The sequence below is a fragment of the Pseudooceanicola sp. genome (assembly GCF_041987405.1).
Taxonomy (GTDB): Bacteria; Pseudomonadota; Alphaproteobacteria; order Rhodobacterales; family Rhodobacteraceae; genus Pseudooceanicola.
Genome location: NZ_JBHIWR010000002.1, coordinates 605,021 through 618,081, shown reverse-complemented (window position 1 = coordinate 618,081; position 13,061 = coordinate 605,021). Strand labels below are relative to the sequence as shown.

The following is a 13,061-nucleotide window of genomic DNA, read 5'->3' as shown; positions in this document are numbered from 1 at the left end:
GAAAAACGGGGGGAGTTCATGGAGTTCGCCACACGCGATGCCCTGACGCGGGCCGGGCTGAACCTGATCCAGCAGGCTTTGTCGATCTATGACGAGGACCTGCGCCTGGTGTTGTGCAACAGGCAGTTCAGGGAGATGTTCTCGCTCCCCTCCGTGTTGACCCGTGCGGGGGCACCGTTCGAGGAGTCCATCCGGTTTCTGGTGGAAACCGGCGAATATGGACCGGTCGAGGATGTGGACGCCGCGATCGAGGAACGGGTGGAGCAGGCCCGGACCTTTCAGCCGCATTACTTCGAACGCACTCGCGCAAATGGACGGGTGATCTCGGTCGAGGGGGCGCCGCTGCCGCAGGGGGGCTGGGTGACGGTCTATACCGACATCACCGACATCAAGCGACAGGAGGAGCTGCTGCGCGCGCGGTCGGCGGAGCTGTCGGGGCAGTTGCTGGCCCATACGGAGGATCTGGCTGCGACGAACCGCAAGCTGCAGGCCACGAACGCCGCACTTGAAGAGGCCCGGCGGGAGTTGACCCAGATGGAGGCGCGCATTCGCCTGACGACGGAGATGATGCCGGCCCATATCGCCCATATCACCCGGAATGAGACCTACAGCTATTCCAACCGGCGGCTCGGCTCGATCATGCCGGGGCGGCCGACGAATATCCTGGGGATGCATATGGCGGATGTCCTGGGAACCCAGGCCTATGCCGCGGTGAAACCCTATGTCGACGGGGCCTTTGCAGGGCGCAATGCGACCTTCGAATTCACAGATGCCCTCAGCTCCCGCCGGATCCGCACGGCGTTGACCGCCGATGGCGAGGGGGGCTGTTACATCATGTCGATGGATGTGACGGAGGAAACCCAGACCCGCGCCGCCCTGACCCAGTCGCGGCGGCGACAGCTGGCGGCGCAGGTCACCAGCGGAATGGCGCATGATTTTTCCAACCTGCTGACCATCATCCTGGGCGCGCAGTTCCAGCTGGGCAAGATGGAGCTGGCGGACGAGGCGCACCGTTTGATCCGGGCGACGCTGGCTGCGGCGCGGCGCGGAGGCGAATTGCTGAACGGGCTGGCCAACATGACGGCGGACAGGCGGCCCGCGCCGACGGTGGTGGCCCTGTCGGAGTTCCTGACGGAGCTGGCGACCCTGGCGCGGCCGACCCTGGGGATGGACGTCACGCTGGACATCCTGGACGAAACCGAAGGCGCGCGGCTGATGTTGGATGCCTCGATGCTGCAGGACAGTTTGCTGAACCTGATCCTCAATGCCCGCGACGCGGTGTCGGGCAAGGGGCAAGTGACGATCACGGCCCGCAATCTGCAGGACACCTGGCTGGAGATCACGGTGCAGGATGACGGCCCGGGCTTTACCGAAGCGGCGCTGGAGCATGCGCTGGACCCGTTCTTCACGACCAAGGGGGATGCAGGGACCGGGCTGGGCTTGTCGACGGTCTATGACATCACCCAGACAGTCGGGGGGCGGATGAAGGTCGCCAATGCCCGGGGCGGCATCGTCACGCTGCAGCTGCCCTGGCGCCCGGCACAGCCCGCGCCCACCCCCGGCCTGGCGCTGGTGGTGGAGGACAGCCCCGACCTGCGCCAGACCGTACGCGGGATGCTGCGCGACGAAGGCTACACCGTCATCGAGGCCGCCAGCGTGGAGGAGGCCCGCAACCTCGTCGCTCAGGTGCCCGGGCTGACCCTGATCCTCAGCGATATTACCCTGGAGGGGACGCTGACCGGCATCGACTTTTTCGACAGCTTGCCCCCGGAGGCGCCGCCCTGCTACATGATGACGTCGCTGCGCCCGGACCATCCGCTGCATGCCGAAGCCGCGCAGCGCACGCCCGTCCTGCGCAAGCCCTTCACCCCGAAGGCCCTGTCCCATCTTCTGGCCACCGGAGGCCTCCCGACATGACCGATGCGCCCCTCGTCACGATCCTGGATGACGAGCCGGAAATCCGCTCAATGCTGGCTGACGCGCTGGAGGAGGCGGGCTATCGCACCCTCGGCTTTTCCCGCGCGACGGAATTCGAGGCGGCGTTGCAGTCGATCACCCCGGATCTCTGCCTGCTTGATCTGTCGCTGCCGGATCGCGACGGGCTGACCCTGATCCATCGGCTGGCGTTAGAGAAGGGCGCGACGGTTGTGATCATCTCGGGCCGCGCGCAGGTGCAGGATCGGGTCACGGGGCTGGAGCTGGGGGCGGATGACTACATCATCAAACCCTTCGACCCGGCGGAGGTCGTGGCCCGGGTGCGGGCGCGCCTGCGGCGAGACCGGCCCTCGGCCGCGGCATCGCAGACCGCGCGGTTCAACGGCTGGACCGCGCATTTCGACAGCTTCCTGCTGGAGGATGCCGAGGGGGCAGAGGTGCCGTTTTCCCATGCGGAGGGCGAGGTGCTGCGGCTGTTCCTGGAGCGGCCCAAGCGGCTGATCACCCGGGCGTTGATGCAGGAGACCCTGGGCGGCGCGGCGGGCGACAGTTTCGACCGCGCGATGGATGTGCGGATTTCCCGGCTGCGCACCAAGCTGCGGGAGGACCCGAAGAACCCCCGCCTGATCAAGACGATCTACGGGGCGGGCTATATCTTCCTCGGTGACGTGAAATGGAGCTGACGCATTTCGTCCTGGTAACCGGGCCGTTCGTCGGCCGCAGTTCGATGCTGGATACGGCACAGGCTTTGCGGGACGGCGGCGCATGGGTGACGGAACCGGATCCGCATGAGCTGCATTCCGACCGGTTGCCCACGCTCGAGGACTGGGCGCTGTCGATGCTGCCGGCGATCCCGCGCACCCCGGCCCCGATCGTGGTGGGCTATTCCGCCGGGACCGTCCTGGCCACCTGGCTGGCCCCGCGCGTCGGGGCGGCGGGACTAATCCTTGTGGACGGGGAAATCCCGCCCGGGCACGGCCCCTGCCCGATCCTGCCGGAGCGGGTCGCGGCATTGCTGGCGAAACGCGCGGGGCCGGAGGGGCTGCCGCGTTGGTCGGACTGGTGGCCGGAGGACATGTCCGAACCGCTTGGCCTGGGTCCACTGGCGCGGCTGCGGCCCGATCTGGCGGATGTCATGCGCGCGGAGGAGCGGGCCTTTCCGGCGGACTGGCTGTCGCAGACACTCGATCTGGAGCCCTGGGGGGCGATCCCGACCGGCTATCTGCGGTTGTCGCATTTCTTTGACGCCCAGGCGGCGGAGGCGGCCGCGCGCGGCTGGCCCGTGGAGCACATCGAGGGCAGTCACCTGCATCCGGCGATCATGGGGACGGAGACGGCGGGAGCGTTGATGGCAGTGGCCGGGGCGTTTGGGTGAGCGGGGTCGCGTTTGGCGTGTCGTCATCCTCGGACTTGATCCGAAGATCTGTTGTTCCGGGGGGGCTCGATCAGGCGGTGCCTACGTTGGATAGGGGCGGCTCTGGCCCCTCTCCCTAACCCTCTCCCCCGCGGGGAGAGGGGACCTGTTGTGCTGTTGGGGTGGGGGGTTCTGTCGCAGGTGATTAAGGTGAAGTGGTGAGGCACTTGCCTTCGCGCCTCGTCATCCTCGGACTTGATCCGAGGATCTGTTGGTCAATGGGTCAGGATCAGGCGGTACCAACGTTGGAGACGGCGCTGCCCCCTCTCCCTAGCCCTCTCCCCCGAGGGGAGAGGGGACCTGTTGCGCTTTGGGCGGGGGCTGTCGCGCTTGCGGCAGAGTCGGGCGCTTACCCCTCGGCCATCACCTGGGCGGCCTGGGCGAGGATGTGGAGGCCGATCACCAGGTCGGCGTCGGCGGTGTCCTCCTCGAACGCGTGGCTGATGCCGTTGATCGAGGGGACGAACAGCATCGCCACAGGCATATGCGCGGCGACGGAGGTGGCGTCGTGCAGCGCGCCGGAGGGCATGCGGCGCCAGCGGCCCGGGGCGATCTCCTCGGCCGCGCTTTCCAGGGCGGCGCGGAAGGCAGGGTCCATCGGAACGGGGTCGAGGGCCAGCATTTCCGACGTGTCCGCCGTCAGGCCCAGTTCCTGCGCCGTCTCCTCGATCGCGTCCCGGATGATCGCCTCCATCCGCTCCAGCCGGTCCTTGTCGCCATCGCGCCACTGCATGGAGAAGGTGCAGCGCCCTGGCACGATGGAATGTGAGCCGGGATGCAGATCGACATGGCCGGTGGTCCAGACGGTTTCCGGGGTCACGACATTGCGGAACCGGTCGGCGATGATCTCCTGAAAGCGCAGCATCCCGCGAAAGGCGTCGCGCCGCAGGTGCATGGGTGTGGTGCCCGCGTGGTTCTGTTCGCCGTTGAAGGTCACGCGCATGTCACGGATGCCGACGATGGAGGAGACGACGCCCGCCGCCTCCCCCGCCTTGTCGAGCCAGGGGCCCTGTTCGATATGGCATTCGAGGAAGCCCTTGAAGCGCGCTGGATCGACAAAGTCGCCCGCCATGTCGGCCATGCGCGCCCGCGCTGCGGCAAAGGTGGTTCCGGTTGTGTCGGTCAGCCTGTCGGCCTCATCGAGCGAGGTGAATCCGCCCCAGACCCGGCTGCCGGTGGTCACGCCAAAGCGCCCCTCCTCATCCTGGAAGGAGACGGCAGAGATCGGCACGCCCACCTCCGCCCCCGCCCGCGCCAGTTCGAGGCCACAGATCACCCCGAGCGCGCCGTCCAGCCAGCCGCCCTCTGGCTGGGTGTCGGAATGCGAGCCGACCAGCAGGGATTTGCCCGGGGCCATCCCCCAGACGGAGCCGACGGGATCGACCCGGGTCTCCAGCCCGGCCGCCGCGTATTGGTCGACCAGCCATTTGCGGGCGGCGATATCGGGATCGGAGAAGGCCTGACGGACCACCCCCTTGCCGACGCCCGCCGCGCCAAAAGTGCGGAGGTGGTGCAAATCGGCGAGGAACCGGTCGGGATTGACGGGCAGCATGGGGCATCCTTTCGGGGCTGGAATTTATCATGATAAATTCACGACAACCCTAGCCATGGCACGCGCCAGAGGTCAACCGCCCCGGATCAGGTCATCCTCGTCATCCTGCGCCGAGAGGCCGAGCACATCCAGACCGTTTTCAAGGTGATCCGACAGATGCGGTGAGCCAAGCAGGTAGTCGGCCGCGGGGTGGTCCGCCTCCTCGCGCGCCGTGCGCAGGGCTTCCTCCAGTTCCTCGGCCTCGAAGGTGCCGCGGCCGATCCACATGAGGGCGACGAGGCTCACCGCCTCTTCCTCGGCCAGGGCGTCGATGAAGGCGCGCAGTTCCCCCTCCGCGCGGTCCAGTTCCCGCGCCATGAGGATCACCTGGGCGACTTTTTGTGTCGAAATGTCCAGCATCGTGTTTCTCCCGTCTGGTCCGGGCATCACGATGGCAGGGACTCATCCGGGCCGCTTTGATCCTAAGCAAATAGGCGGAAGTAGAGCCAGTCAGGCAGGAACCGCGCACCGCGGAAGACCAGCGAGAACCAGGTCGGGAAGGGGCGGCAGAAGCCATTGGTGTTCATGTGTTCGAAGGTGATCCGGGCCGCCTCCTCCGGTTCCATGATGCCGGGCATGGCGAAATCGTTCTTGTCGGTCAGACGGGTGCGGATGTAGCCGGGGTTGATCAGCTGCACCTTGATCCCGCTGCCCTGCAGATCGCATCGCAGGCTTTCGGCCAGTGCCATGATCCCGGCCTTGGTCGCGACATAGGGGGCCGCACCGGGCAGTCCGCCGTAGGCCGTCAGGGACCCGGTCAACAGGATATGGCCGGTGCCGCGCGCCTGCATCCCGGGCAGCACCGCGCCGATCGCCCGCATCGCGCCGCCGAAGTTCACATCCGCCATGGTTTCTGCCTTGTCGGCGTCCCAGCCTTCGGCGCCGAAGGGCCAGTAGGTCGCGGCGAGGTAGACGAGGCCGTCGATCTCTCCGGCCTCCTCGGCCGCGCGGCGCAGGGCGGTGCTGTCGGTGACGTCGACGGGCAGGACGCGGGACGGGCCCGGCAGGTCGTTGGCCAATCGGGTCAGCGCGTCTTCGGAGCGGGCGGAGAGGATGACACGCACCCCCGCCTTGCTGAGCTGTTTCGCCAGCGCGGCGCCCAGCCCCTCGCTCGCCCCGATGAGCCAATATGTCTTGCCTTGCCAGTCTGTCATCGCGTCCTCCGTTCCGAGTTCATCCGCGGGTCCTGAGCGCCCCTGCGCGCAGGGTCGCTCAGCGCGACACGGTCTGCGACGGGGCAGCGGGCCGTCTGCGGTAGCCCGCCCCTTTGCGCCAGAGCTTCAGCGCCTGCCAGTGGATCAGCGCAAGCACCCGCAGCGACCCGAAAGGTCGGCGCAGGAAGGCCGCCAGCAGACCGCGATTGGTCAGGGGCGCCAGCCGCCCTGTCAGCGTTGCGATCACCCCGCCCCCCTCGCGGTCATAGTCGATGCGGATGCCGATCCGGTCGGGTTGAATATCGAACCGGAAACGATAGCGCCCCTCGACCGGTTGGAAAGGGGAGACATGCATGAGCTTGCGCGCGGTCAACTCGTCCTCGCGCGTGATCGGGGCGTGGTCGTCACGGTGGCAGAGATAGGCATGACGGTCGCCAAAGGTGTTCGTCACCTCGGCCACGACACATCGAAGATCGCCGCGATCATCCTCGCAGAGCCAGAAGGACACCGGGTTAAAGACAAAGCCCAGAAGGCGGGGCTGGGTCAGCAGGCGGATGCGGGCGGGCGCGGGCAGGTCGTGGTCCGCCAGCACCTCGCGCAGCCAGGCCGGTCCGCTCCCCCGCCCCGGCGGCCCGCCATGATCGCGGTCCTGCACGGCGGCAAAGGCACGGGCATTTCGGGCGAAGAGCGACGGGCCGTCGGCCGCACTTTCCGCGTCGATCAGCACGTAATCCACGCCGTAGCGAAAGGCGTTTTCGACCGCGCCCTTGCGCCCGTGCCAGCTGTGGCCGGTCATCAGTAAGGGAGGGGTGTCGTTGCGCCTCATCTTGCCGCCAGTGCCGCCCTGTGTGGGGTCAGACGCAGGGCCCCGGCGACATCCGCCGCGCTGGCCAGACCGTCTTCGTGGAACCCGTTCTTCATCCATGCGCCGCAGAACCAGGTGTTGTTCTGTCCGTTGATCTGCCGCATCTCCTCCTGCGCCGCGAGGGCGGCCAGGTCGTAGACCGGGTGGCGCAGGGTGACGCTGTCATAGATTTTGGTCGGGTCGATGCGGCGGGTGGCGTTGAGGGTGACGAACATCGGGTCGTCCTGCGGGATCGGCTGCAGCCGGTTCATCCAGTAGGTCAGGTCGATGCTGTCGCCGACACGCCCCTCGGCCTCGCGGTAGTTCCAGGAGGCCCAGGCGCGGCGGTTGCGGGGCATCACGCCCTCGTCACAATGCAGCACGACCTCATTGGGCTGATAGCAGATGGCGGAGAGGGCGGCGCACTCCTCCAGCGTCGGGTCCAGCAGCAGGCGCAGCGTGTCGTCGGAGTGGGTGGCGAAGATCACCTCGTCGAATGTGGTCCAATCCGCGCCGTCCGCTTTGACCTGCGGCCCGGTCAGCGCGCGGCGCACCCCCTGCACGGGAGCCGCGAGGCGAATGTCCACGCCGTCGCGCTTCAAAGCGGCGGCGACCCGGTCGACATATTGCACCGACCCGCCCTGAACCGTCATCCACTGATGCTGACCGGTGTGGTGCAACAGGGCGTGGTTGTCGAAGAACTGCATCATGGCGTGCGCCGGGAAGTCGAGGATCTTTTCCTTCGGCGTCGACCAGATCGCGCCGGAGAGCGGCAGCAGATAGTAGTCGCGGAACCAGACCCCGGTGCCGAGCGCCTCCAGCAGGCCGCGGATGGTCATGCCGGGTGCCTGCGCGGTGGCGAGCGCGCGGGAATTGAACCGCATCACGTCGCGCAGCATTCCGATGAACCGCGGGTTGGCGGCGTTGCGGGCCTGGGCAAAGACGGCGCGCAGGTTGGCCAGGCCGTACTCCATCCGCCCGCCCCGGACCGAGGCACCGAAGCTCATGTCGGATTTGGTGGTCGGCACGTCCAGATCGTTGAAGAGGCTGGTCAGCAGGGGGTAATTCGCGTGGTTGAAGACGATGAAGCCCGTATCCACCGGCTGATCCCCCCGCTTGCCGGCCAGAACCGTCCGGGCGTGCCCCCCCAGACGCGGCGCGGCCTCGTACAGGGTCACGTCACTGTCGGCGGACAGCATGCGCGCGGCGCCGAGGCCGGAGATGCCCCCGCCGATCACGGCAATGCGGCGGCGGGAGGGGGGGAGTGCTTCAAACGGCATGCAGAGGGCCCTTGTTCGTCGTTGTTTGAGAGAGTTACGGGCGGCGCAGGCAATCGGATGCACCTTGGCGAGAAAAAATGTTCATCCGCGTGATCCAACCGGGCGTGTGCCGCGTACTCAAAACATGTTGCAGCACGTGGCCCAGACCCGGGAAAGCCCCTCGCCCGCCCCTCCCCCGCATGTTAGGCAGAGGAGGAAGACGAAGGATTTCGAAGGCTTGGCACAGGACCCGTCCAGCGACCCCGCCCCCTGGCTGCGAGAGATGACCGCGATCCGCGATCATCGCGACAGGGAGGCTTTTGCCCGGCTTTTCGGGCATTTCGCCCCTCGGGTGAAAGGGTTTCTGATGAAGGGGGGCACCGAGGCCTCGGTGGCCGAAGATTGCGCCCAGGACGTCATGGTGACGGTCTGGAACAAGGCGCATCTCTTCGATCCGTCGCGGGCCAGTGTCGCCACCTGGGTCTTCACGATCGCCCGGAACCGCCGGATCGACCTGGCGCGGCGCGAAAGACGGCCCGAGCCGGAAGACCTGGGCTGGGGCCCGGAGCCGGAGGTGGCGCAGGAAGACAGCGTCGCCCTGCAACAGGAGACATCGCATCTGGGCCGCGCGCTGGCCGAGTTGCCGGACACACAGCGGGAGCTGATCGAGAAGTGCTACTTCGGGGATCTCTCCCACAGGGAAATCGCCGACGTGACCGGGCTGCCGCTCGGCACGATCAAATCGAGAATCAGGCTGGCGCTGGACAAGCTGCGCCATGCCATGGGGTGACGCAAATGACGATCAAGCATCATCTGACCGAAAATCTTCTGATGGGCTATGCCGCGGGCACCCTGCCCGAAGCCTTCAACCTGATTGTCGCCTCGCATGTGTCGATGTGCGACGACTGCCGGGCCGCGCTGGAAAGCTATGAAGCCCTGGGCGGTGCCGTGCTGGAAGAGCGCGGCGTGGCCATGGCCGAAACCGGGCTGGCCGATTGCCTAGCCCGGCTGGACGATGTGCCGACGCCCGCGCCTGTCGCGCGTAAGGCCCCTGTGTCCGATGGCACGCTGCCTGCGCCGCTTCGCGATTATGTGGGTGGCGATGTGGACGCGATCCGCTGGCGGCATGTGGGCGGCGGTGTGAAACAGGCGATCCTGTCGACCTCCGACAGCGCCTCGGCCCGGTTGCTGTTCATTCCTGCCGGGGCTGCAGTGCCGGACCACGGCCACCGCGGCATGGAGTTGACCATGGTGCTACAGGGCGCCTTCGCGGATGAGACCGACCGCTTCGCCCGGGGTGATGTGGAAATCGCCGATGAGGATCTGGAGCATATGCCTGTGGCCGACATCGGCGAGGATTGCATCTGCCTTGCCGTGACGGACGCGCCGCTGCGCTTCCGCTCGCTTATCCCGCGTCTGTTGCAGCCCTTGTTGAAGATCTGATCGGGGCGCGGTGCGTGCAAGCACGCACCCTACGGGGACATTGGCGCAACCGTTCCCTCTCCCCTTGGGGGAGAGGGCTAGGGAGAGGGGGCTCGCCCCTCACCAGACAGACCGCCCCTCTCACGACCCCCGCGTCAGCTGCGCCAAGGGCGCTTCGCCGTCCGGCGCCAGCTCCTCGAAATCGAAATTGTCCAGCTTTGCCGCGCGCTTGCCCGCCCGCTCTGCCGCGATGCCGATGCCTTCGACATCCCGCCGCGCCTGGTCGAAGTGTGTGTCCAGTTTCTGCACCCGTTCCACCACGATCTCCACATCCCGGTGAAGCTGTCGCAGCATGTTGCGGATCGCGCCGGCCTGTTCGCGCATCCGCGCGTCCTTGAGGATGGCGCGCATGGTGTTCAGCGTGGCCATGCAGGTGGTGGGCGAGACGATCCAGACCCGGGCGTTGAACCCCTCGCGGACGATGTCGGCGAAATTGGCGTGCAATTCGGCGTAGACGGCTTCGGACGGCAGGAACATCAGGGCGCCGTCGGCGGTTTCCCCTTCGAGGATGTATTTCTCCGAAATCGCCTTGATGTGGTGCCGGACGGAGGTGCGGAACTGCTGTGCCGCCGTCCTCAATTCCGCTTCGCCGGTGGCGTTGCGCAGGGCCTCGTAGGCCTCCAGCGGGAATTTGGCGTCGATGACAATCGGGCCCGGCGGGTTCGGCAGGTGGATCAGACAGTCCGCGCGCTTGCCGTTCGAGAGCGTCGCCTGCAGCGAATAGCTGTCCTTCGGCAGGGCCTTGGAGACGATGTCGTTCAACTGGATCTCGCCAAAGGCGCCGCGCGTCTGCTTGTTCGACAGGATGTCCTGCAGGGACAGAACATCGCCCGAAAGCTTGGTGATGTTCTCCTGCGCCTTGTCGATGGTGGCCAGCCGCGCCTGCAGTTCCGTCAAGGATTTGGTCGTCTTTTCCGAGCCGCCGCGCAGCTGTTCGTTCATCCGCTCCTGCATCTCGCTGAGCGACCGCGCGGTCTTCATCGCGTTCTCGTGCAGACGGTCGGTCATCTGCTGTTGAACCGCAGCTAGCCGGGTTTCCATCGACTGGAGAACCTGCGCCTGTGCCGTGGCTTGCGCATTGGAGACAGAGGTCAGCCCGCCGGTCAGCTGTTCCTGCCCACGGCCCAGCCCTTCGACGGCGCGGCCCATCTGGTCCATCTGGTAGATCAGCGGCTCGGTCGCGCGGGCGGCCTTGCCGACACCGCGCAGGGCGACGACAAGCAGGATGACGATGAGCAGGCCGAGGCCGAGTGCGAGGGCGGCCGCCAGCGTCACCGGGTCGGAGAGGTCGTAGGTTGTGGTGCCGATCTGGATCATGTGCGTCCGAATAGCCGTTCAATATCAGAGAGTTTCAGCTCCACATAGGTGGGGCGTCCGTGGTTGCACTGGCCTGAAAGCGGGGTCGCCTCCATCTCACGCAGGAGGGCGTTCATCTCCTCCACCCGCATACGGCGGCCGGAGCGGATGGAGCCATGGCAGGCCACCCGGCTGAGGATCGCGTCGATGCGGGCCTTCAGCGTGGCGCTGTCGTCGGCGTCCGCCAGTTCGTCGAGAATGTCGAGGACCAGCGCCCGGGCGTCGACCTTGCCGAGGATCGCGGGGGTTTCGCGCACGGCGACGGCCCCGCCGCCGAAGGGTTCGATGCTCAGGCCGAGGGCCTTGAGGTCTTCGGAAAACTCCTCCAACCGGGCGCAATCGCCGTGGGACAGCTCGACGATCTCGGGGATCAGCAGGGCCTGAGCGGCGACACCGTGTTCGGCCATCTGGGCCTTGAGCTTTTCGTAGACGAGGCGTTCGTGGGCGGCGTGCTGGTCGACCAGCACCATGCCGCGGTCGGTCTGGGCGACGATGTAGTTCTCGTGCACCTGCGCGCGGGCGGCGCCGAGGGGGAAGCTTTCCAGGCGCTCCGGCGTGTCCTCGACCACCTCGGGTTCGAAGCGGGCGGAGGGCTGGTCGGCGAAACCATCGAAGGTGGCGTGCGGCCCCGGCGCGGGGGCCGGGGCACGGGGCGTGGCCTGCCCCGGCCATTGTGCCGGGGCCTCGCCCGATTGATCGTCATACCCGGTGGCGGGCATTTGCCCCTGATAGCTCATCGCCCGTGCCGCCAGCGACGGGCGGTCCATCTGATAGACCCGCGCCGGGCCGGTAGGTTCGGGGCGCATCGCGCCAAGCGTCGCCCCCGCCACGGTGGTGGAGGCGCGGTGCCCGGCCTCGGCGAGGGCGTGCCGCAGGCCCGAGACGATCAAGCCCCGCGCGGTCCCGGGATCGCGGAAGCGGACCTCGGATTTCGCGGGGTGGACGTTCACGTCGACCAGCGTGGGGTCGCAGTCGATGAAAAGCGCGGCGGCGGGGTGCCGGTCGCGTGACAGCACGTCCATATAGGCCGCACGCAGCGCGCCGGTCAGCAGCTTGTCCCGCACCGGGCGACCGTTGACGAAGAGGAACTGCGCCACCGCCGCGCCGCGCGAATAGGTCGGCAGGGCGGCATAGCCTGTCATGTGCAGGCCCTCGCGCTCGGCGTCGATGCGCAGGGCGTTTTCGGCAAAGTCGCGGCCCAGGATATTGGCCAGCCGTCCGTGCAGCGCGTCGAACATATCGCCGCTTTCGGGATCGGAACGGAAGGTCACGCGTCCCTCGCCGCCGCCGGTGACATCGCGCAGGGTGAATCCGACGTAGGGTTCCGCCATGGCGAGGCGTTTGATGATATCGGTGACGGCCTGCCCCTCCGCCCGGTCGGTGCGCAGGAACTTCAGCCGGGCGGGCGTGGCAAAGAACAGATCCCGCAGCTCCACTACCGTGCCGGAGGTGAGCGCGGCGGGGCGCACCTCCTCCATCCGGCCGCCGCTGACGGCGATCTCTGCCGCCGGGGCGCCGGAGGTACGGGAGGTGATCCGCAGGCGGCCGACGGCGCCGAGCGACGGCAGCGCCTCCCCCCGGAAGCCGAAGGTGTGGATGTTGAGCAGGTCGGAGCCGTCGATCTTGGAGGTCGCATGGCGCGACAGGGCGAGCGGCAGGGCCTCCGCCTCGATCCCGCAGCCGTCATCCTTGACCCGGATCAGGGCCTTGCCCCCCTCGGCGATCGTCACCTCGATCCGCGTCGCGCCCGCGTCGAGGGCGTTTTCCACCAGTTCCTTCACCGCAGAGGCCGGACGTTCGACCACTTCGCCCGCCGCGATCCGGTTGATGGCGGCGTCATCCAACTGCCGGATGATGGGGCGGTTTTCGCTTATTTTGGGGTCGGGGCGCATCATGACCCCAGACCTAGCATGTGACAGTCGATTCGACCATGGGCGACAGCTGCCCCCGGCGCAGATGCGCAACGCCCGGTTGTTAATGCATTGGAAACGGCGCTGGCCCCTTTCCTTGAGGGGCCCCGCAACAT

At 67.3% G+C, this 13,061-nt stretch carries 12 protein-coding genes; 5 read left to right on the top strand and 7 right to left on the bottom strand.

What is annotated here, in order from left to right:
* The first annotated feature begins 18 nt into the window (after nucleotides 1–18).
* Genes ACFC2Y_RS07790 through ACFC2Y_RS07780 form a run of 3 tightly spaced genes read left to right on the top strand, consistent with a single transcriptional unit; the run spans nucleotide 19 to nucleotide 3,310 of the window.
* Complete coding sequence (locus ACFC2Y_RS07790) at nucleotides 19–1,917, top strand: PAS-domain containing protein (protein ID WP_375173823.1); 1,899 nt, start codon at nucleotides 19–21, stop codon at nucleotides 1,915–1,917.
* A complete protein-coding gene (locus ACFC2Y_RS07785; protein WP_375173824.1) occupies nucleotides 1,914–2,618 on the top strand; it encodes a response regulator transcription factor in 705 nt (234 codons plus the stop codon). Before ACFC2Y_RS07790 ends, ACFC2Y_RS07785 begins: the two co-directional genes overlap by 4 nt.
* Complete coding sequence (locus ACFC2Y_RS07780) at nucleotides 2,609–3,310, top strand: alpha/beta fold hydrolase (protein ID WP_375173825.1); 702 nt, start codon at nucleotides 2,609–2,611, stop codon at nucleotides 3,308–3,310. Before ACFC2Y_RS07785 ends, ACFC2Y_RS07780 begins: the two co-directional genes overlap by 10 nt.
* A gap of 388 nt (nucleotides 3,311–3,698) precedes the next feature.
* On the opposite strand, the gene ACFC2Y_RS07775 is transcribed toward ACFC2Y_RS07780, so the two are convergent.
* The 5 genes from ACFC2Y_RS07775 to ACFC2Y_RS07755 all read right to left on the bottom strand — a co-directional run bounded on the left by ACFC2Y_RS07775 (nucleotide 3,699) and on the right by ACFC2Y_RS07755 (nucleotide 8,218).
* Nucleotides 3,699–4,901 (bottom strand): hydantoinase/carbamoylase family amidase, encoded by a 1,203-nt coding sequence (locus ACFC2Y_RS07775; protein WP_375173826.1) that lies wholly within the window; start codon nucleotides 4,899–4,901, stop codon nucleotides 3,699–3,701.
* A 72-nt stretch (nucleotides 4,902–4,973) separates the two neighbouring features.
* A complete protein-coding gene (locus ACFC2Y_RS07770; protein WP_375173827.1) occupies nucleotides 4,974–5,300 on the bottom strand; it encodes a DUF3775 domain-containing protein in 327 nt (108 codons plus the stop codon).
* Nucleotides 5,301–5,362: 62 nt separating this feature from the next.
* Nucleotides 5,363–6,094 (bottom strand): SDR family NAD(P)-dependent oxidoreductase, encoded by a 732-nt coding sequence (locus tag ACFC2Y_RS07765; protein WP_375173828.1) that lies wholly within the window; start codon nucleotides 6,092–6,094, stop codon nucleotides 5,363–5,365.
* Nucleotides 6,095–6,152: 58 nt separating this feature from the next.
* Nucleotides 6,153–6,890, bottom strand: a complete 738-nt coding sequence (locus ACFC2Y_RS07760; protein ID WP_375186117.1) for a DUF1365 domain-containing protein — start codon at nucleotides 6,888–6,890, stop codon at nucleotides 6,153–6,155.
* Nucleotides 6,891–6,916: 26 nt separating this feature from the next.
* A complete protein-coding gene (locus ACFC2Y_RS07755; RefSeq protein ID WP_375173830.1) occupies nucleotides 6,917–8,218 on the bottom strand; it encodes an NAD(P)/FAD-dependent oxidoreductase in 1,302 nt (433 codons plus the stop codon).
* A 262-nt stretch (nucleotides 8,219–8,480) separates the two neighbouring features.
* Here ACFC2Y_RS07755 and ACFC2Y_RS07750 point away from each other — a divergent pair, with 262 nt between their 5' ends.
* On the top strand, nucleotides 8,481–8,987 hold the full coding sequence (locus ACFC2Y_RS07750; RefSeq protein WP_375174411.1) for a sigma-70 family RNA polymerase sigma factor: 507 nt from the start codon (nucleotides 8,481–8,483) through the stop codon (nucleotides 8,985–8,987).
* Between the two features lie 5 nt (nucleotides 8,988–8,992).
* Nucleotides 8,993–9,640: a ChrR family anti-sigma-E factor gene (locus ACFC2Y_RS07745; protein ID WP_375173831.1), complete on the top strand. Its 648-nt coding sequence runs from the start codon at nucleotides 8,993–8,995 to the stop codon at nucleotides 9,638–9,640.
* A gap of 120 nt (nucleotides 9,641–9,760) precedes the next feature.
* Here the strand turns inward: ACFC2Y_RS07745 and ACFC2Y_RS07740 are convergent, their stop codons facing one another.
* Both ACFC2Y_RS07740 and mutL read right to left on the bottom strand, forming a co-directional pair.
* A complete protein-coding gene (locus tag ACFC2Y_RS07740) occupies nucleotides 9,761–10,996 on the bottom strand; it encodes a DNA recombination protein RmuC (RefSeq protein ID WP_375173832.1) in 1,236 nt (411 codons plus the stop codon).
* Nucleotides 10,993–12,930 (bottom strand): DNA mismatch repair endonuclease MutL, encoded by a 1,938-nt coding sequence (gene mutL, locus ACFC2Y_RS07735; protein ID WP_375173833.1) that lies wholly within the window; start codon nucleotides 12,928–12,930, stop codon nucleotides 10,993–10,995. The genes ACFC2Y_RS07740 and mutL overlap by 4 nt, the downstream gene beginning before the upstream one ends.
* Nucleotides 12,931–13,061: the final 131 nt, after the last annotated feature.